Raw genomic sequence first — 15,934 nt, 5'->3', positions numbered from 1 at the left:
CCATACCACGTTCGGTAGACCGAATACAGCAATCGCGGACACCGCAAAGCGGCGGGAAAGTCTACTGCGCTAGAATGTTATCCAGACGACAAAGTTGCGTCTGCGGTGCTATAGAGTGGTCCAAATTCCACCCGATATCCATGGCAAACCTGCCCGAGTTTCTGTTCAAAACGTTCGAAAATCCGGACGCTGCCGGATACGGCCGCCGGGTGACCTACACCCCGGCGGCGGACATTGCTGGTTGGCTGCTTGCAGCCACCGGCGAAGCGCGCCTTGCCGAGCTGGTTTACAGCGCCCACCTGCAGGCGTATTTCTATCGCTGCGAGGATGGGCGGGACCGGGCGGTACAGGAGGAATTCGGTCTGGTATTGCAGCCGAGCCGGGCCCGCTATTGATAAGCACCCGCCGGAGTGCTCCGGCGGGTGCTAAAAATGTGAACGCCTAGGGGCGAATACGACCGTTAGCCCTTGGGCAGCAAAACTTTGTCGATCACATGGATGACGCCGTTGTCGGCGGCAATGTCGGCCTTGGTGACGCGGGCCTCGTTGACCATCACCTGCTGTCCCTGGGTCTGGATCGAAATCGACTCACCCGCCACAGTCGCGACGTTGCCAGGCTTGATGTCGCTAGACATCACTTTGCCGGAGACGACGTGGTATTTGAGAATATTCGCCAACTTGGACTTGTTCTCCGGCTTGAGCAGATCGTTCAGAGTACCGGCAGGAAGGCTTTGAAAGGCATCGTCGGTGGGAGCAAAGACGGTGAAAGGACCACTGCCCTTCAGCGTGTCCACCAGATCGGCGGCGGTCAATGCCTGCGCCAGGGTCTTGAAGGTGCCTGCTTGAACGGCCGTATCAACAATGCTTGCCATGCGCTGCTCCTTGTCATTTGTATTCAACGCTACTAATTTACCTCTAGGGAGTGGGCGCGAAATCTGCCCATGTGGGGATTTGTGACCGTCGTTACTCACTTATGCTGATCTGAATAGCAGAAGCTGTGATCAAGATAGCGCTGCATTCTTAATATCAATCCGGGCCCAATAACCGCCTGGCGACCGTCTGTAATACCCGCAACGCGATCAGCGAGCCGCCCACCAGCCGAGCCCCGGCGATGGGAGAGCGCACGAGGGCGGCGGCCAGGGCGAGCGGTTGCAGGCCGCCTGTGCAATCAAACGCGCCGCTGAGATCCGGCAGATCGCCTGCGGCACCGTCGCTCACCACCCGCACCACCCCGACCGAGATGCCCGCCGGTCTTAGGGCTTCAAGGACGGTGTAACTTTCCATATCCACCACCCGGACTGCGAATTGCCGAGCGAGGGCTTGCTTCTCGGCAGCAGAGACAATCACCCGGTCGGTGCCCAGGGCACTGACCAACCGCGCCCGTTCAAGGCGCGAGAGTGAAGACTGCACCAGTTCGGGGTCGCACGCAAGGGTGGCGGCCTCCGGCTGGACCGGGCGGCAGTCACGGTAGACGACCACCTGCCCGACGGGCAACTGCTCACTCAAGCTGCCGCACAGGCCCATAGACCAGATCCGGCTGCCGTTTCGGCAGGAGAACTCGCTCAAAAAGCGCTTCACCGCCGTCGGGCCGGCGGGAATGGCAATCACCACAATGCTGCTGTCTGAAACGCCCTGGCGTACCGCCTCGTACTCCGCCCCTCGGGGCACCAGGATGAAATCGGCTGCGATCACGGCCCCAATCCAAGATACAATTGCAAAATTCTTTGCACGCGCCGCAGTGGGTCGGCTTCGAGTTGGCCGAGGTACTGAACCAACCGTTGCTTGTCGAAGGTGGCAGGATCGATGCCGATGACATAACTTTTTTGCTTCAAGCCATTTTGAAGCGAAGGCTCGACAGCGACAAGCACCGACAGCATTTTCGGGTTGTTTGGCTCGCGCGAAGTGAGCGGCAGCATCGTCAGCTTGGTGCGCCCGTTGAAGGGAGTAGCGGAGACGATGAGCGCCGGACGAGTCTTCTGAATTTCGCTTCCCACCGAGGGGTCGAATCTCACAAACCAGAGGCTTCCCAGTCTGTAAGCATCGCCTGCTGACATTCGTTATCCCACGACAAGTCGGACCCATCCAGCAAAAAGGCCGCTTCCACCATCGTTTCGACTTCGGTGCGCCTGCGCCATTCCTGAAGCAGTGATTCGATCAACACACTGCGATCGGTAACGCGCTTGTCCATATATTCCAACAGTTCATCCGGCAAAGAGATGGAAAACTGCATCGAAACGACCGATTACGTCACCCAAGTTAACACGGGTTCGTCCTCAAAGACGGAGAGCGCCTCAACACCAGCCCAGTTCCTGGCCGCCGGAGTCGAACGTCCAGGTGAGGGGCCGATCGAGATTGTTAAGGCCACGCAAACGCAACGTATCGCGAATCGAGCCGTTGAGCATCAGCAGGCAGTAATACTGCCGGGCGTCGGCCGGGCAGGTGACCTCCGGCGGCATCACCAGCAACTCCAGCAACTCGTTGGTCCGGCGGTGAAACTTGCCCACCAGCCGCCATTCTTTGTGAAAATGCTCGGGTTTGACGGTAACGACGATCTTGCGATTTTGCGAGAACATGGAAGCCTCCGACGCTGCGAGCCGGAAGGCGGTGGGCCGAGATTTGCTTGACATCGCCACTACCGACTTTCAGGCGGTGGCGATGTCGAACGGCAGACCCAACCCCGCCGGTGGTTCGCGCATTATAGTGAGCTGCTCTCGAGCGAGATCAACTCGAACACAGTCTGTAACGATTTCTCCAATTTGTCAGGCCGCATGGTGGGTGAGCGGCGGGCGGAAGCGGCGCAGGCGCAGGGCGTTGCTGACCACAAAGAGGCTCGAAAAACCCATTGCCGCCGCTGCAAGCACGGGGTTGAGCAGCCAGCCGAGAGCCGGATAGAGCACCCCTGCCGCCACCGGAATCAACAGGACGTTGTAGGCAAAAGCCCAGAACAAGTTGACCTTGATGTTGGTCAGGGCGGTGCGGGCGAGGGCAATGGCGTTGGGCACACCGCCCACGTCGCCCGCCATCAAGATCACCTCGCCGGTCTCGATGGCGATATCGGTGCCGGTGCCGATCGCGATACCGACGTCGGCCTGGGCGAGGGCCGGGGCGTCGTTGATGCCGTCTCCCACGAACGCCACCGTCCGGCCGGCGCTTTGCAACTTGCGCACCGTTTCGGCTTTGGCGTCCGGGAGCACTTCGGCGATGACCGTTTCGATGCCCAGTTCGCGGGCGATGGCCTCGGCGGTGCGGCGGTTGTCGCCGCTTACCATCACCACTTCTAGACCCTGGCGGTGCAATTGCTCGACAGCGGCGCGGCTTTCGGGTTTGATCGGGTCGGCCACGGCGAGCACGGCCGCAAGCCGTCCATCCACGGCGGCGTAGATCGGGCTTTTGCCCGCCGCGGCAAGGGCGACGGCCCGGGAAGCCACCGCGTCTGTGGCGACGGCGAGGCGACCCATGTAGCGTTCGGACCCCACCTGCACCCGGCGGCCCTGCACCATCGCCTCGATGCCGTAGCCGGGGACGGCGGCGAAGCGCTCGGCCTCGGGCAACGCAACATCGCCCACCGCGGCCGTCAGCGCCCGCGCCAGCGGGTGTTCGCTCATCGATTCAGCCGCAGCCACCAGGATCAAAACCTCCTGGCGCTCGAAACCGGGCTGGGCCAGAAAATCGGTCAATTCCGGCCGGCTGCGGGTGAGGGTGCCGGTCTTGTCGAGGGCCACCACCTGCACGTTTGCGAGCGTCTCCAGGGCCGCACCCCGCCGGAAGAGCACACCCAGTTCGGCCGCTTTGCCGGTGCCCACCATCACCGAGGTGGGGGTGGCAAGGCCCATGGCGCAGGGGCAGGCGATAATCAGCACCGCCACCGTATTGACCAGGGCGAAACCGACGGCGGCGGGGCCGCCGAAGACCACCCAGAGCACGAAGGTAAGCGCGGCGATGACCAGCACGACGGGCACGAAGTAGGCCACAACTCTATCCGCCAGCCCCTGGATGGCCGGTTTGGATGCCTGAGCGGTCTCCACCAGCCGCATAATCTGCGCCAGTACGGTCCCGGCTCCCACACGGCTTACCCGGAAGCGAAAGGCGCCGTTCTGGTTGATCGTCCCCCCCACGACCGCCGCCCCTTCGCCCTTGGCCACCGGCAGCGGCTCGCCGGTGATCATGCTCTCATCGACGTAGCTGGCGCCTGAGATCACCTCGCCATCGACCGGCACCTTCTCGCCGGGCCGCACGGCGACCACATCCCCCACCGCGACCGCCTCGACGGGCACCTCCTGCTCGATGCCGTCGCGCACCACCCGAGCGGTGGGCGGCTGCAGGTTCAATAGGCGCTTCATCGCCTCGGAGGCGCGCCCCTTGGCCAGCGACTCGAAGTAGCGGCCCAGCAAAATCAAGGTGATCACCACGGCACTCGCCTCGAAATAGACGTGGCCGGTACCCGCCGGAAACCACCCCGCAAACAGCACCGCCGTCGCACTGTAAAAGTAAGCGGCGCAAGTGCCGATCATCACCAGCGCGTTCATGTCGGGCGCCCCATGGCGCAGGCTCGCCCAGCCGCTGCGGTAGAATCTCAGCCCCGGCCCGAACTGCACCGGGGTGGCCAGTGCGAACATCAACCAGCGCCAGACGGCTTCGGGAGCGGCGGCCATCATCGCCGTCTCCAGGGCCGGCCAGAGCATCGGCAACATCGCGAGGACCGCCAGCGGCACGGCGAAGGCGGCCGAGAAGATCACCGATGCCTTCAGTGCTTCTGTTTCCAGGGTGCGCGCGTCGGTATTGGCAGTATCGGCGGCGGCAGGAACTTTGAACCCTGCTGCTTCGATGGCCGCGCGCAAGTGCGCCGGTTCGGCGGGCGGCACATAACTCACCTGTGCCCGTTCGGTGGCCAGATTGACGCTCGCGGCCACCACCCCGTCGATCCCCCCGAGCACCCGCTCCAACCGGCTGGCGCACGAGGCACAGGTCATCCCGCGCACTTCGACTTCCAGGGACTTACTCATCCTATCCCCCCCAGGAGGGTCAACTTCCTTTGTTCTTGAATGTCTACCGCCATGATAGCAGCGCAAAAGCCCTGTGTTCGGTTCAAGTAGGCCAAAAGCGCTTGTCGCCGGAGCCAAGACAGCAGTAGAATAATTTTATACCCTCCCCAGGGGGGTCAACGGTAGAGGAGGTTGAAGACATGGCCATCGAGTTGAAGATTACCGGCATGACCTGCGCCGGTTGTGAGGCGGGCGTCGCCCGGATTCTCCAGGCGCAGCCGGGTGTTGCGGCCGTGACGGTGGATCTGAGCACCGGACGGGCAATCGTCGAAGGGGACGCCGACCCTGAGCGGCTCACGGCGGCTGTCGACGCCCAAGGGTTTGGAGTGGAAGTGGTGGGGGCACGATGAGCAAAAAAGCCGTCCAGGGTGCAACCCACCATCTGTGCATGCCGGTGGAAAGCCGCAAACAGGCGGCCCGCCGGCTTGCCATTGCCAAAGGTCATCTTGAGAGCATCCAGAAGATGCTCGACGACCCCGAGATCTACTGCATCGATGTGCTTCGCCAGCTCAAGGCGGTGCAGGGAGCCCTAAGCCGGGCCGGGGAGGTGGTTCTGCGCGGTCACCTCGAAGCGCACGTCACCACCGCCCACGAGCGGGGCGACCAGGGCCGGATCGTCGAAGAATTGATGGAAGCGCTCAAGTACCATTGATGAGCCGGGCAATCGATTCGCCGCACGCGCCGCCTTTGCCGCGATAATCGAAAGACCGGACCCAGTGCAAGGAGAAACAATGGCAGAGCAATCGGACCCCCAACCGAAAGGCTTCGGCAAACCCGTCGAGCCCGCCAAACCTGCCGCGCCCAAGCGCCGTCGTGCGGCACCGCGGCTGAGTGACGAAGAATTTCAGGCGCGCCGCCGCTACGAGGCAGCTGAGAAAAAAGGCGAGCCGACCTTTGAAATTTTCGTGCGCGAGTCCGGCCAGGACGAGTGGAAGGCGGCCGGAGCAATCGCTGTTGCTTCTAATCTCGTCGAGCAGGCAATTTTCGATTCCGAAGAAAAACTGCGCCAGAGCGCCCTCAGGCAGTACGCCGCTTTGCGCAAGGCCACCAATCCACTGGAGTACGGTTTTAGGCGCAAGGAATTTCCCGACGACGCGATCCAGCCGGCCCAGCGCCCGAAACCCAACTTGATCAACAAGTTCCGCAGCTTCCTGAACAGCAAGTTCGGCGATGCGGTCAAGGACAGCAAAGTTAAGGGCAGCAAAGGCAACAAGAAATAGGCTAACTTTTCGCCAGTTCGCGTTCGATATCGGCGACCAGTTGCGGATCTTCCGGGCCGATACCGCTGCGGTAGCGGCCCACGATCTCCCCCGATTTAGCGATTAAAAACTTTTCAAAATTCCAGGACACTTCCCCCGCAGGCTCAGCCGCTTCACTCAGGCGGACGTAAAGGGGATGCTTGTAGTAGCCGCGCGCACCCACCTTGTCGAACAGCTCGAAGCTGACATCGTAGCGGCTGCAAAACTCGGCAATCTCGGCGTTGGAACCCGGCTCCTGCCCTCCAAAGTCGTTGCAGGGAAAGGCCAGTACCCGCAACCCGGCATCTTTATAGCGGCGGTAGAGCTTTTCGAGGCCCGCGTACTGGGGCGTGTAGCCACAGTAGGAAGCGACGTTGACGATAAGCAGCACCTGACCTTTGTATCTGCCAAGGGAACGGGCCTGCCCATCTACTGTCTGGACGGTGATATCGCTGACGGTAGCCACTGAAATCTCCGCTTTCGCTTACAGCCTCCAGATGCTACCACCGAACAAACGCTTCGGCCGAATTTACAAGTAAGCCACACATTTTGGCACTACATACGATGCACAAATATAATTATTTTCGGCTTTGCAATGCTGTGTGCGATCAGGAGTAGAAAGAGGAGCCGGAGCGGCCGTCCTGCAGTCCCATCATGTAGACGATCTTTGCAACATTCATCGTCAGGTTGGTAAGCTTGAGCGACAGCAGCGGATCGAGCGGCTCGGTGGTATCGAGCATTAGCATTTCGATCGAGCTGCGTAGCGTCTCGGGCATATCTTTGGCGGTTTCAAGGTAATCCATGGCCGTGGCCCTGTGCGAGTTCGTGAGTCAAAGTTAGTGCTCAGAAGGCAGCTATCCCCTCTGCCGATGGACACAATGCTTTCTCCTTCCGGTTGCATAGCTGTCGGGCTTTTCAGTACAGCTCGTAGAGCAAAAGGGTGCACGCCAGCGACCCGTTGAACACCGGCAGACGGCGCGAAGGGCGCAGGCCGATCTGCTTGGCCAGTTCGCGGTTGCCGGTCAGAATGCCCGCTTGCCAGCCTTTGAATCGCTGTTTGAACACGTCGCCAAGGCTGGAATAGAGTTCGCCCAACGCCGATGCCTCCCCGAGGCGCTCGCCGTAGGGCGGGTTGCAGAGGATGACACCCCGGTCGCTCGGCGCTTCGAGGTGCGCAAGTTCGGTGGCGCTCCAGGTGACGAGTTTTTCGACCCCGCAGCGGCGGGCGTTCTCCCTGGCCAGTTGCAACACCTCCACATCGCTGTCGCTGCCTGCTATCGGTGCAGACAATTGGGTGCGCTGCATGGACTTCGCCTCGGCGCGCAGGCTTTCCCACAGCGGTTGGTCAAAGTCCGGCCAGCCCTCGAAGCCGAAACGGTCGCGAAACAAGCCCGGAGCAATGGCGAGCGCTTTGGTGGCCGCTTCGAGCGGCAGCGTTCCGGAACCGCAGAGCGGATCGACAAACGCCTGGGCGGGATCCCAGCCGGCAAGCTCGATAAGGGCCGCGGCCAGGGTTTCTTTGAGGGGCGCCGCCCCCATCGCCGGGCGGTAGCCCCGCCGGTGCAGGCTCTCGCCGGAACTGTCGAGACTGAGCACGGCGCGATCGTTGTCGATGTGGATGTTGAGCCGCACATCGGGCCGGTGAGCATCGACGCTCGATCGCCTGCCCGTGCGGTCGCGCTGCTGATCGACGATCGCGTTTTTGACCTGCAGGGCGGTGAAGTGGGTATGGTTGAGCCGGGCATTGCCGCCGGTGGCATCGACCGCGAGCGTCGCCTCCACCGGCACGTAGCGCTGCCAGTCAATTTTTTGGACGGCCCGGTAGAGTCGCTCGCGGTCCGGTGCCGCAAATTCGGCGATGGGCGCCAGCACCCGAAAGATCGTGCGCGCCCAGAGGTTGACCCGATACAGCAGCGCTCGATCCCCCCGGAACTGCACCCCGGCAAAGGCCGCTTCCACCCGCTGCGCCCCAAGTCGCTCCAGTTCGGCGGCGGCGACCGCTTCGAGGCCGCGGGCGACGGTGGCAAAGTAGCGTTCCACAGCGTCTATTCGGCCAGATCGCGGCCGGAGCGGGCGCGCTTGATGGCGGAGCGGCGTTTTTTCGCTTCGAGATCGCGCAATTTGGCCGCCCGGGGTTTGCGGGTCGGTTTGCGGGGAGCCCGAACCCGCTGCAGATCGGCGAGCTTGGCGGCCATGCGCTCGAAGGCCACTTCCCGGTTCTGGTGCTGGGAGCGCCGCTCGGTGGCGCTGACCACGACGCCGCTTGGGCGGTGGGTCAGCCGCACGCCGCTTTCGGTCTTGTTGCGGTGCTGTCCGCCGGGTCCACTGGCAATCACAAATTCCAGAGTACAGTCGCGCTCCAGCGCCTCCCGGTCGAGGGGATATGCGGGCAAATCGCGCTCGTGATTCCGAATCAGTTCCATATTTACAGGCTAGCAGGAACGTCTAAGGGATGGGCTGCTAAGCGATGCTGCCGCGCTTGCGCGCTTCTTTGCGCGAGACGCGCACGTCGTTGAGGCCGGCTTTGAGCAGGGCGGCTTCGAGCATCGCAAAAAAGCGCGCCCGGTCGCCCCCCTGCACCACCGCCCGGTTGTGGGCCTCGGCCAGCGCCACCGGATAGCCGAAACCTTTTTCGACTTGAGCGAGGCACGCTCCCAGCACCCGCTCGCGCAACTCGCCGTCGAGGGCCACCCACGCGGGCATCTCGACGCGGGCGATCTCCGAGCCGACGTGCAGATAACAAAAGTGGACGCGGTGCGGTCCGTAGTGCTCAAGAATGCGGGAGGTACTCGCCCACAGGCCCGAGCGCTCGCCGGAAGCGAGCAATTTGTCGAAAAGCCGCCGGTCGCTCAGACCGTGGAGGATGCCGCAGGGGGCGCCCCGGCCGGTGTTGCCCGTGCAGTGGCGGTCGCAGTCCGGGTCGGGATGGGGGCACAGTTGCAGGCGCAAAAAATTGATCGCGTCGCCCGAGCGCGACGAACTGATGTAGCCCGCCACCGGGATGCGCCGTTCGCGCAGCCGCTCCCAGGCGGCCAGCATCGGTTCGAGAATCGCCTGCTGGTGTTTGGTGGAGACCTGCTCAAGTTGCCAGTAGATAAGGGAGCCGTCCACCAGCGCCACAGCAGGACGTTCGCCCGCGCCGCAGTCGAGGGCCACATCGGCGAGCACTTCCATCTCGGCTCTGGAGCGGCGCAGGGCAAGCGACTCCTCGGTGTTGAGCCCCCAGGGGCCGTACAGATCCTCTTCGCGGTAGAACACCTCCGGCTGCGAATCGAGCAAAGGCCGCTCGCCGGTGCCGTAGTGCAGGCAGACTTTGCCGACGTTGATGAGCGAGCAGTAGGCAATCTCGTGGTGGCTCGGCGCAATCTGCGAACCGTCGGTGGCAATCACCGTGTGCACGGGCGGTGCCGGGACGACCGGATGGTTCTCACCGAGCGGTTCGACCGGCTCGCCCACCAAAAACGTGATCTTGGAGCGCACCTCGGCGGTGCGGGCAATCACCGCCTGCTGGTTCTGCCGGACCCAGCCGAGCACGCGGTCGGCTTCTTCGAGGCGGCGCGAGGCGCGCTGCGCTTCCTCGGCGAGCTGGCGGCTCACCCCCTGCATCTGGCGTGCAATCTTCAGAAAGTCCAGCATGGCGCTCAAAATGTGGTAGTTGTGGACAGTTGTTATCCGTAAGCTACCGCCTTCGGCCCCCAAACGCAAGCGCCGGAGCGCTTTTCGTGCCAAATTTGGCCGTGCCGCCCGCCGGTGTGGGTACGATAAATGTGAATCGTCGGCAGCACCGCGCTATGTCTACCGCCAAACTCACCTGCGAATGGCTGGATTCGCTCCAGTCGATCGACCCGCACGAATGGAACACCCTGGTGGGGGACGGCTCGCCGTTTCTGGAGTGGGAGTGGCTGAGAAGCATGGAACTCGCCGGCTGTGTCTCGCCGGGCGAGGGCTGGCAGCCGGTCCATCTGGTGGCCCGGCGCGGCGGCCGGCTGGTGGGAGCGGCGCCGCTTTATCTCAAGGGCCACAGCTACGGCGAATTCGTCTTCGACCACGCCTGGGCGGATGCGGCCGGACGCATGGGCTTGCGCTACTACCCGAAGCTGATGGGGGTGACGCCTTTTACCCCGGCTGCGGGCTATCGCTTCTTGATGCACCCGGGCGAGGAGCCGGGCGCGCTGATGAGCGGCATCACCCAGGCCATCGACACCTTCGCGCGCAACAACCGCATCTTGAGTGCAAGCTTTTTGTACGTCGCCCCGCGCGAGCGCGAGCGCTTCCAGGCCCAGGACTGCCTGGAGCGCATCACCCACAATTACCAGTGGGTCAACGGCGGCTACCGCGACTTCGACGAGTACTTGCAGCGCTTCAACGCCAACCAGCGCCGCAACATCCGCCGCGAACGCGCCGCACTGGAGCGAGAAGGATTGACTTTTACCACCTACACCGGCGACAGCATCCGGGCGGATCTCTTTGGGCTGATGTACAGGCTCTACGACGACACCTGCAGCAAATTCATGTGGAGCAGCAAGTACCTCAACCGGCGTTTTTTTCAGCTCATCGCCGAGTGCTTCGCCCACCGCACGGTCTTTATCGCCGCCCACAAGCAAGCAGATATCCTCGCCATGTCCTTCAACATCCGCAAGGGCAACCATCTCTACGGCCGCTACTGGGGCTGCACCGAGGAGGTCAAGTTCCTGCACTTCAGCACCTGCTACTACCAGCCGGTGGAAGCGGCTATCGAGATGGGCCTCAAAGTCTTCGATCCGGGGGCGGGCGGGCAGTTCAAAATGCGCCGCGGTTTTGCCGCCACCCCCAACTACAGCCTGCACCGCATCTACCATCCACGCTTTCGGCAAATCCTCGAAGACCACCTCAAACAGGCCAACCGCGCCACCCTCGAAGGTATCGACGATCTCAACAACGACCTACCGATGAAGGAACTGCCCGAGTCGGCCATCGAGATCTGAGCCGAAGATCCTCAATTTCGGCAGATCCCGTAGAATGTAAGTGAACGTGAATTTATACCTACTCGATCACCATGCCTGAGACCCGCGTGTCTAGCGAATCCCTCTCTGACCGGGAGATGCAGATTCTGGAATTGGTGGCCCAGGGCCATACCAATGAAGACATTGCGGAAGTTTTGGAGATCAGCAAACGTACGGTGGACAACCACGTGAGCAATATTCTTCAGAAGACCAAGACCAAAAACCGTGTCGAGCTGGTGCGCTGGGCTTTGCAGTGGGGCAAAGTCTGCATCGATGAAGTCAACTGCTGCAGCCTGCGCTATGGTAACGGTCCGGCCGCCGGCTGAAAAGATGCGTCTTTATCTTCCGGGTTGGCCCTTTGCCAGTTGCCGCGAGTGCGCCGTGCATATCGCCCAATTGGGTGTCGAATCGCAGATCGTGCTGCGCACCAGTCCGGTCTTCGACAGCCACCTCGACCAGATCGAGTGCATTGAATTTACCTGTCCACCGACGTCTTGCGGGCTCAAACGCCTTGCGGGCATCCTCGAATTTTATTTGGGCCGCTATTACCAGACCCCCGACACCCGCCGCGACACCGCCCGGCTGGTGCGCGGAACTCAAGAATTCGCCCTCACGCGCGGGGTGCCGGTGCGCTGGCTTTTTGGCGTCAATTGACACTTCTTGTCAAGCAGCCGTTATTCCAACAGCAAGCGCCGAAGCAAAGAGATAAATAAGCCGACCATACTCGGCCAGATCAGAGTAGATAGAAAAGAACGTTCTTTCCTGCAGATCGGTCGCATCTGACCGATTCGGCGGCGGATCATCTCCGCCAGTCTGTAAGCACTGCGATCGAGCTTTCCTTCATGAATCAACAGGTCAAATCCAGTCCAGGAACGGCTCCACTTCATTAATTGTTCAGGGTTTCGGACTTGGAGAAGACCTACGGTGCGAGGTAGCAACGTCGGTGCCGCCAAAGTCGCAAGTACGAAGTCTAGCTTAATGAGCGGTGTATTCAACTTGGCAAGCTCTGCAGAAGGCTCTTTCAGCAACAGACCTACACTTGGTCCACCACCAAAGTAAGTAACATCAACAAACTCGATGCTCTCCCATAGAATATTTAAGTTGTCCATTTGCAATCCGCTTTTATCGATAAGGATTGCGCGCAAAAGATTCTTCGACCCTAAAAGCTGGAAGCAAAAAAATGTTAAACAAACTGCACCCAAAAACCTATCCCATCCTGTTCCGACTATGACGGCTGCCAAGCTGGCAGAGCTCATCAGCAGCAAGATGACAAACACAGCCAGCCTGATTGCCAACGGGGGACGAATAATGATGGACATTCGCTACTCTTCGTCCTGTCGCTTATCACGACACTCGGCTTGACTCCGCTTAGCTTCATCAATGCCAGCATTGTAGAGAGTGTTCCCGAAAACAGTGCCTGCAATACCCCCGAGAATTGCCCCAGCAGGACCGCCCAGTATTGTAGCGCCAGCTTCGCCGATAATGCCCATCCGACAGCTGCTCCACCCGCTCCAGTCAATCCTGAGAAACCAACTTTTACATTGTCAGTCTGACTTCCGTCATAATCAGTTTTGTCACAGCCGAGCGAGTTGGGCTGCAGGCCGGTAGCGTAGTTGCCGGTTTTCGGATCAAATTCGGCACTTAGATCTACTGTATATCCTTGTGCAATCCAATTTTCATAGGATGGCTGTTCACCGTCTTCTTCGTCTGATATTTCGACTACATTGTCGGCATAACTGTTCAGTTCAGTGTCTTGCAACTGCAGGATGTCATTAGGATTGTCAGATTCTTGGAAACTAAAATTAGCAGCCTGCTGACCTGGCTCCAGATCGCTGTAAGCGACATCAAAATCATACCAAACGTCATCTGAAATTGCTATTTCGGAGTCTTCCTGGACATAACTGCCCCAGTCAGCTGCAAATGAGTTTGCATCATTTTCCATGAGGGCTTCACAAAACGCTTTCTGAGGCATACATACTATAATCTAGGCTGTCAAGCGACCGCATCCTTGCATTTAAAGGCTTCTAGCCCCTAAAGGTCTGCCTCCAACAAGTATCTCTTCTCAGGTGGTGTACTCGGCGTTGATCTTCACATAGTCGTAGCTGAGATCGCAGCCCCAGGCGATGCCGTTTCCGGTTCCGGGGCCGACCTGCAGATGCACTTCGACGGTGTCTGAGCCTTTCAAGTAGTCCGACGCGGCAGCCCGATCAAAAGCAAGCGGCTGGCCCACCTCCATCAAGGCAAAGGCTCCAAGGCGCACCGCAAGCGCCGCCGGGTCAAATTCAACCCCCGCCCGTCCGGCTGCCGCCGCGAGTCGGCCCCAGTTGGGATCATTGCCGAACATCGCCGATTTGACCAGCGAAGAACTGGCGACGGTGAGGGCGATCTTGCGCGCCTGGGCGTCGTCGCCGGTGCCTGCCACCTGCACCTCGATGAGCTTGGTCGCCCCCTCGCCGTCGCGCACGACTTTTTTGGCCAGATCCACGCACACCGCGCTCACCATCTGTTCGAGTAGGCCTGCTTCCGGACTTGCCGCATCGAGTATGCGGGGATTTTTCGCTTCGCCGCTCGCCAGCGCCAGCAGCATGTCGTTGGTGCTGGTATCGCCGTCGACGGTGATCTGGTTGAAGGAGCGGTCGGTGGCTCTGGCCACGATCTGCCGCCACAGGTCGATATCCACCGAGCAGTCGCTGGTGATGAAGGCCAGCAACGTCGCCATCTGCGGGTGGATCATCCCTGAACCCTTGGCGATGCCGCCCACGTGCACGGTCTTGCCGCCGATGAGCGCGCGCACCGCGCAGGATTTGGCCACCAGGTCGGTGGTGAGGATGGCTTCGGCCGCCGCATCGGAGCCGGTCTCGGTGGCTGCATCGACCAGAGCCTGGGCGGCGGTGCGGATTTTTTCGATGGGCAGCGGCACCCCGATCACCCCCGTAGAAGCCACCAGCACCTGATCGGCGCTGAAGCCGAGCGCACGGGCAAAGACCTGGGCGGTCTCGATGGCGGCCTCCTCGCCGGCTTTGCCGGTGGCGGCGTTGGCGTTGCCGGAATTGACCACGATGGCGCAGGCTTTGCCCCGCTGCTGCAGCAAATTGCGGTTATAGGCCACTGGGGCGGCTTGAACCAGGTTGGTGGTGTATACCCCGGCCGCCGCCGAGGGGTTCTCCGAATAGATGAGCGCCAGATCCGTTTTGCCGCTCGGTTTGATGCCGCTGGCGATGCCGCCCGCGCGAAAGCCCTTTGCTGCGGTCACCCCGCCATCGATCCACTCGAAATCCGCCATCGCCGCCCCTCGCGCAAGCACTCCGCAGCGATTATAAAGCGCCGATAGACCCGCAAGGATTTATCGCGCCACCGAGATCGTGGCGACCACCGTGCCGAAGGTACGGTCGGTGTTGACCACCCGCAGCCGCACCGCCTGGATGTTGACCAGAAAAGCCGGCAGCACCAACAACTGCGATTGCTTGGGTTGCAAGTCCGCAGAGGAGACCCCCAGCACCGTCGAACGCTCGTCGAACATGTTGGAGGTGACATCGAGATAAGCGGTCGCCTGCACCTCCGAATTGACGATGGCCGAGACGCTCTGGGCGCCGAAGGCGGGCAGGAACTGACCGATGAGCGGGTCACCGGGACTGCAGGTGGCGTTAATTTGCTGGGAAGTGGTGCCCAGCACCCGCGGCGGGTAGTTGATCACCCGCTGGGCGCGGGCCGCGACAGGCCAGAGCCACCCCGCCGCCAAACACAAGACCAGGTCGCGGCGATTCAATTGCCCTCCTCCTTGTGCGCGGCGCGGGCCTCCTCTTCGGCGCGGATCTCGTCGATGAGACGGGTGATGCGCGCCCCCCGCTCCAGCGACCGATCCTGCACAAAGGCAATCTCGGGCGTATAGCGCAGGCGGATGCGGTGGCCGATTTCCTGGCGCACAAAGCCGGTCACCTCCGCAAGGGCCATCATCGTCAACTTCTGCGCCTCGGGGGTGCCGAAGATACTCACAAAAATTTTGGCCTGGCGCAGATCGCCCGTCACTTCGACATCGGTGACGCTCACCAGGCCCGCTCCCACGCGCGGATCTTTGATCTGCCCCCTGAGCAGCATGTCGCTCACCTCGCGCTTGATTAACTCGCCTACTCTCGCTGGTCGGTGCGTCTTCATCGGTGGCCCCTCCTCAAACGTAGCAACTGTAACAAAAGATGAATAAGTTGACGCTATGATGGCATCTAAGTATATTTGCGCAGGTAATCACTAGTGCAGCAGCCGATCAAAACTCCAGAAATGCTTGAGCTGGCCGCGGAGAAGATGTTCCTGGACGTCACGGAGCCGTTGGATTCGTTCATCAGCTTGAAGCTCCTGCAGGTGGTCCGCAGTCTGATTCGGATCTCCTACACCATGGGACATCAGGACGCCACGCGACTGGGTGCCAACGGAGCGCCCTGCGCGGTGTGTCCGCACAAGGGGGATGGCTAGCGGACTAATCGAGCATCAGCATCGCGCGCACCGTCAGAACGACGAAGGCAACGAAGCCGACGAGGAACAAAATAGCCAGTGCCCCGCTGAGGCGTTTGCGAAACAGCGGTTTCGCCCAGCCGAAGGCGGCGAAGAAGATACCCAAGAGCGCCCCGGCCAGAAAGGTCGGGTACTTGGCAATCGTCTTGAGGAAGTCCTGGTTGGCCATG

Annotated in this window: 25 protein-coding genes; 8 read left to right on the top strand and 17 right to left on the bottom strand. The window is 61.2% G+C overall.

The window, feature by feature from the left end; genetic code table 11:
* The first annotated feature begins 140 nt into the window (after positions 1-140).
* Positions 141-395 carry a hypothetical protein gene (locus tag GLL_RS20880; RefSeq protein ID WP_164929441.1) on the top strand — a complete coding sequence of 85 codons (255 nt, stop codon included), beginning with the start codon at positions 141-143 and terminating at the stop codon, positions 393-395.
* Between the two features lie 65 nt (positions 396-460).
* Here the strand turns inward: GLL_RS20880 and GLL_RS20875 are convergent, their stop codons facing one another.
* The 6 genes from GLL_RS20875 to GLL_RS20850 all read right to left on the bottom strand — a co-directional run bounded on the left by GLL_RS20875 (position 461) and on the right by GLL_RS20850 (position 5,002).
* Positions 461-871, bottom strand: coding sequence for a fasciclin domain-containing protein (locus tag GLL_RS20875; RefSeq protein WP_164929440.1), 411 nt, complete (start codon positions 869-871; stop codon positions 461-463).
* Positions 872-1,025: 154 nt separating this feature from the next.
* Positions 1,026-1,691: a hypothetical protein gene (locus GLL_RS20870; RefSeq protein ID WP_011144039.1), complete on the bottom strand. Its 666-nt coding sequence runs from the start codon at positions 1,689-1,691 to the stop codon at positions 1,026-1,028.
* Positions 1,688-2,011 carry a type II toxin-antitoxin system PemK/MazF family toxin gene (locus tag GLL_RS20865; RefSeq protein ID WP_011144038.1) on the bottom strand — a complete coding sequence of 108 codons (324 nt, stop codon included), beginning with the start codon at positions 2,009-2,011 and terminating at the stop codon, positions 1,688-1,690. Before GLL_RS20865 ends, GLL_RS20870 begins: the two co-directional genes overlap by 4 nt.
* Positions 2,008-2,229 (bottom strand): hypothetical protein, encoded by a 222-nt coding sequence (locus GLL_RS20860; RefSeq protein WP_011144037.1) that lies wholly within the window; start codon positions 2,227-2,229, stop codon positions 2,008-2,010. The genes GLL_RS20865 and GLL_RS20860 overlap by 4 nt, the downstream gene beginning before the upstream one ends.
* Positions 2,230-2,290: 61 nt before the next feature.
* Positions 2,291-2,572, bottom strand: a complete 282-nt coding sequence (locus tag GLL_RS20855; RefSeq protein WP_164929439.1) for a hypothetical protein — start codon at positions 2,570-2,572, stop codon at positions 2,291-2,293.
* A gap of 186 nt (positions 2,573-2,758) precedes the next feature.
* Complete coding sequence (locus GLL_RS20850; protein ID WP_011144035.1) at positions 2,759-5,002, bottom strand: heavy metal translocating P-type ATPase; 2,244 nt, start codon at positions 5,000-5,002, stop codon at positions 2,759-2,761.
* 179 nt (positions 5,003-5,181) lie between these two features.
* On the opposite strand from GLL_RS20850, the gene GLL_RS20845 reads away from it, so the two are divergent.
* The 3 genes from GLL_RS20845 to GLL_RS20835 all read left to right on the top strand — a co-directional run bounded on the left by GLL_RS20845 (position 5,182) and on the right by GLL_RS20835 (position 6,261).
* A complete protein-coding gene (locus GLL_RS20845) occupies positions 5,182-5,391 on the top strand; it encodes a heavy-metal-associated domain-containing protein (protein ID WP_011144034.1) in 210 nt (69 codons plus the stop codon).
* Positions 5,388-5,693: a metal-sensitive transcriptional regulator gene (locus GLL_RS20840; RefSeq protein WP_011144033.1), complete on the top strand. Its 306-nt coding sequence runs from the start codon at positions 5,388-5,390 to the stop codon at positions 5,691-5,693. The genes GLL_RS20845 and GLL_RS20840 overlap by 4 nt, the downstream gene beginning before the upstream one ends.
* Positions 5,694-5,772: 79 nt before the next feature.
* Positions 5,773-6,261, top strand: coding sequence for an HHL1-like protein (locus GLL_RS20835; protein WP_164929438.1), 489 nt, complete (start codon positions 5,773-5,775; stop codon positions 6,259-6,261).
* A 1-nt stretch (position 6,262) separates the two neighbouring features.
* Here GLL_RS20835 and GLL_RS20830 read toward each other — a convergent pair whose 3' ends face one another.
* The 5 genes from GLL_RS20830 to GLL_RS20810 all read right to left on the bottom strand — a co-directional run bounded on the left by GLL_RS20830 (position 6,263) and on the right by GLL_RS20810 (position 9,915).
* Complete coding sequence (locus GLL_RS20830; protein WP_011144031.1) at positions 6,263-6,745, bottom strand: glutathione peroxidase; 483 nt, start codon at positions 6,743-6,745, stop codon at positions 6,263-6,265.
* Between the two features lie 142 nt (positions 6,746-6,887).
* A complete protein-coding gene (locus GLL_RS20825; RefSeq protein WP_011144030.1) occupies positions 6,888-7,082 on the bottom strand; it encodes a hypothetical protein in 195 nt (64 codons plus the stop codon).
* 112 nt (positions 7,083-7,194) lie between these two features.
* Positions 7,195-8,319, bottom strand: a complete 1,125-nt coding sequence (locus GLL_RS20820) for a THUMP domain-containing class I SAM-dependent RNA methyltransferase (protein WP_011144029.1) — start codon at positions 8,317-8,319, stop codon at positions 7,195-7,197.
* 5 nt (positions 8,320-8,324) lie between these two features.
* Entirely contained in the window at positions 8,325-8,702 is a 378-nt protein-coding gene (locus tag GLL_RS20815) for a peptide chain release factor family protein (protein WP_011144028.1), read from the bottom strand.
* A 37-nt stretch (positions 8,703-8,739) separates the two neighbouring features.
* Positions 8,740-9,915, bottom strand: coding sequence for a DNA double-strand break repair nuclease NurA (locus tag GLL_RS20810; protein WP_011144027.1), 1,176 nt, complete (start codon positions 9,913-9,915; stop codon positions 8,740-8,742).
* Positions 9,916-10,070: 155 nt separating this feature from the next.
* Between GLL_RS20810 and GLL_RS20805 the strand changes: the two genes are divergently transcribed.
* From GLL_RS20805 to GLL_RS20795, 3 genes are all read left to right on the top strand, one after another.
* A complete protein-coding gene (locus GLL_RS20805) occupies positions 10,071-11,243 on the top strand; it encodes a GNAT family N-acetyltransferase (RefSeq protein ID WP_011144026.1) in 1,173 nt (390 codons plus the stop codon).
* 71 nt (positions 11,244-11,314) lie between these two features.
* On the top strand, positions 11,315-11,587 hold the full coding sequence (locus GLL_RS20800; protein ID WP_011144025.1) for a helix-turn-helix domain-containing protein: 273 nt from the start codon (positions 11,315-11,317) through the stop codon (positions 11,585-11,587).
* A 4-nt stretch (positions 11,588-11,591) separates the two neighbouring features.
* Positions 11,592-11,915 (top strand): hypothetical protein, encoded by a 324-nt coding sequence (locus GLL_RS20795; RefSeq protein ID WP_164929437.1) that lies wholly within the window; start codon positions 11,592-11,594, stop codon positions 11,913-11,915.
* Between the two features lie 20 nt (positions 11,916-11,935).
* Here GLL_RS20795 and GLL_RS20790 read toward each other — a convergent pair whose 3' ends face one another.
* From GLL_RS20790 to rbfA, 5 genes are all read right to left on the bottom strand, one after another.
* Positions 11,936-12,580 (bottom strand): hypothetical protein, encoded by a 645-nt coding sequence (locus tag GLL_RS20790; protein ID WP_164929436.1) that lies wholly within the window; start codon positions 12,578-12,580, stop codon positions 11,936-11,938.
* Entirely contained in the window at positions 12,517-13,203 is a 687-nt protein-coding gene (locus GLL_RS20785) for a hypothetical protein (RefSeq protein WP_164929435.1), read from the bottom strand. The genes GLL_RS20790 and GLL_RS20785 overlap by 64 nt, the downstream gene beginning before the upstream one ends.
* Positions 13,204-13,323: 120 nt before the next feature.
* On the bottom strand, positions 13,324-14,544 hold the full coding sequence (gene argJ, locus GLL_RS20780; protein WP_011144022.1) for a bifunctional glutamate N-acetyltransferase/amino-acid acetyltransferase ArgJ: 1,221 nt from the start codon (positions 14,542-14,544) through the stop codon (positions 13,324-13,326).
* A gap of 60 nt (positions 14,545-14,604) precedes the next feature.
* Complete coding sequence (locus GLL_RS20775; RefSeq protein ID WP_164929434.1) at positions 14,605-15,027, bottom strand: hypothetical protein; 423 nt, start codon at positions 15,025-15,027, stop codon at positions 14,605-14,607.
* Positions 15,024-15,413, bottom strand: a complete 390-nt coding sequence (gene rbfA / locus GLL_RS20770) for a 30S ribosome-binding factor RbfA (protein ID WP_011144020.1) — start codon at positions 15,411-15,413, stop codon at positions 15,024-15,026. The genes GLL_RS20775 and rbfA overlap by 4 nt, the downstream gene beginning before the upstream one ends.
* 93 nt (positions 15,414-15,506) lie before the next feature.
* Here rbfA and GLL_RS20765 point away from each other — a divergent pair, with 93 nt between their 5' ends.
* Positions 15,507-15,725 carry a hypothetical protein gene (locus tag GLL_RS20765; RefSeq protein ID WP_164929433.1) on the top strand — a complete coding sequence of 73 codons (219 nt, stop codon included), beginning with the start codon at positions 15,507-15,509 and terminating at the stop codon, positions 15,723-15,725.
* Positions 15,726-15,729: 4 nt separating this feature from the next.
* On the opposite strand, the gene GLL_RS20760 is transcribed toward GLL_RS20765, so the two are convergent.
* Positions 15,730-15,933: a DUF751 family protein gene (locus GLL_RS20760; protein ID WP_011144019.1), complete on the bottom strand. Its 204-nt coding sequence runs from the start codon at positions 15,931-15,933 to the stop codon at positions 15,730-15,732.
* Between the last annotated feature and the right edge of the window lies 1 nt (position 15,934).

It is taken from the genome of Gloeobacter violaceus PCC 7421 (assembly GCF_000011385.1).
GTDB lineage: Bacteria > Cyanobacteriota > Cyanobacteriia > Gloeobacterales > Gloeobacteraceae > Gloeobacter > Gloeobacter violaceus.
The sequence above is the reverse complement of the archived record's forward strand: the minus strand, read 5'-3'. Positions and strand labels throughout refer to the sequence as shown.

What these genes read in the sequence shown, in the direction of transcription:
- GLL_RS20880 (WP_164929441.1), top strand. Translation starts at nt 141, where the DNA reads ATGGCAAACCTGCCCGAGTTTCTGTTCAAAACGTTCGAAAATCCGGAC.
- GLL_RS20875 (WP_164929440.1), bottom strand. Translation starts at nt 871, where the DNA reads ATGGCAAGCATTGTTGATACGGCCGTTCAAGCAGGCACCTTCAAGACC.
- GLL_RS20860 (WP_011144037.1), bottom strand. Translation starts at nt 2,229, where the DNA reads ATGCAGTTTTCCATCTCTTTGCCGGATGAACTGTTGGAATATATGGAC.
- GLL_RS20855 (WP_164929439.1), bottom strand. Translation starts at nt 2,572, where the DNA reads ATGTTCTCGCAAAATCGCAAGATCGTCGTTACCGTCAAACCCGAGCAT.
- GLL_RS20850 (WP_011144035.1), bottom strand. Translation starts at nt 5,002, where the DNA reads ATGAGTAAGTCCCTGGAAGTCGAAGTGCGCGGGATGACCTGTGCCTCG.
- GLL_RS20845 (WP_011144034.1), top strand. Translation starts at nt 5,182, where the DNA reads ATGGCCATCGAGTTGAAGATTACCGGCATGACCTGCGCCGGTTGTGAG.
- GLL_RS20840 (WP_011144033.1), top strand. Translation starts at nt 5,388, where the DNA reads ATGAGCAAAAAAGCCGTCCAGGGTGCAACCCACCATCTGTGCATGCCG.
- GLL_RS20835 (WP_164929438.1), top strand. Translation starts at nt 5,773, where the DNA reads ATGGCAGAGCAATCGGACCCCCAACCGAAAGGCTTCGGCAAACCCGTC.
- GLL_RS20825 (WP_011144030.1), bottom strand. Translation starts at nt 7,082, where the DNA reads ATGGATTACCTTGAAACCGCCAAAGATATGCCCGAGACGCTACGCAGC.
- GLL_RS20815 (WP_011144028.1), bottom strand. Translation starts at nt 8,702, where the DNA reads ATGGAACTGATTCGGAATCACGAGCGCGATTTGCCCGCATATCCCCTC.
- GLL_RS20810 (WP_011144027.1), bottom strand. Translation starts at nt 9,915, where the DNA reads ATGCTGGACTTTCTGAAGATTGCACGCCAGATGCAGGGGGTGAGCCGC.
- GLL_RS20805 (WP_011144026.1), top strand. Translation starts at nt 10,071, where the DNA reads ATGTCTACCGCCAAACTCACCTGCGAATGGCTGGATTCGCTCCAGTCG.
- GLL_RS20800 (WP_011144025.1), top strand. Translation starts at nt 11,315, where the DNA reads ATGCCTGAGACCCGCGTGTCTAGCGAATCCCTCTCTGACCGGGAGATG.
- GLL_RS20795 (WP_164929437.1), top strand. Translation starts at nt 11,592, where the DNA reads ATGCGTCTTTATCTTCCGGGTTGGCCCTTTGCCAGTTGCCGCGAGTGC.
- GLL_RS20790 (WP_164929436.1), bottom strand. Translation starts at nt 12,580, where the DNA reads ATGTCCATCATTATTCGTCCCCCGTTGGCAATCAGGCTGGCTGTGTTT.
- GLL_RS20785 (WP_164929435.1), bottom strand. Translation starts at nt 13,203, where the DNA reads ATGGAAAATGATGCAAACTCATTTGCAGCTGACTGGGGCAGTTATGTC.
- argJ (WP_011144022.1), bottom strand. Translation starts at nt 14,544, where the DNA reads ATGGCGGATTTCGAGTGGATCGATGGCGGGGTGACCGCAGCAAAGGGC.
- rbfA (WP_011144020.1), bottom strand. Translation starts at nt 15,413, where the DNA reads ATGAAGACGCACCGACCAGCGAGAGTAGGCGAGTTAATCAAGCGCGAG.
- GLL_RS20760 (WP_011144019.1), bottom strand. Translation starts at nt 15,933, where the DNA reads ATGGCCAACCAGGACTTCCTCAAGACGATTGCCAAGTACCCGACCTTT.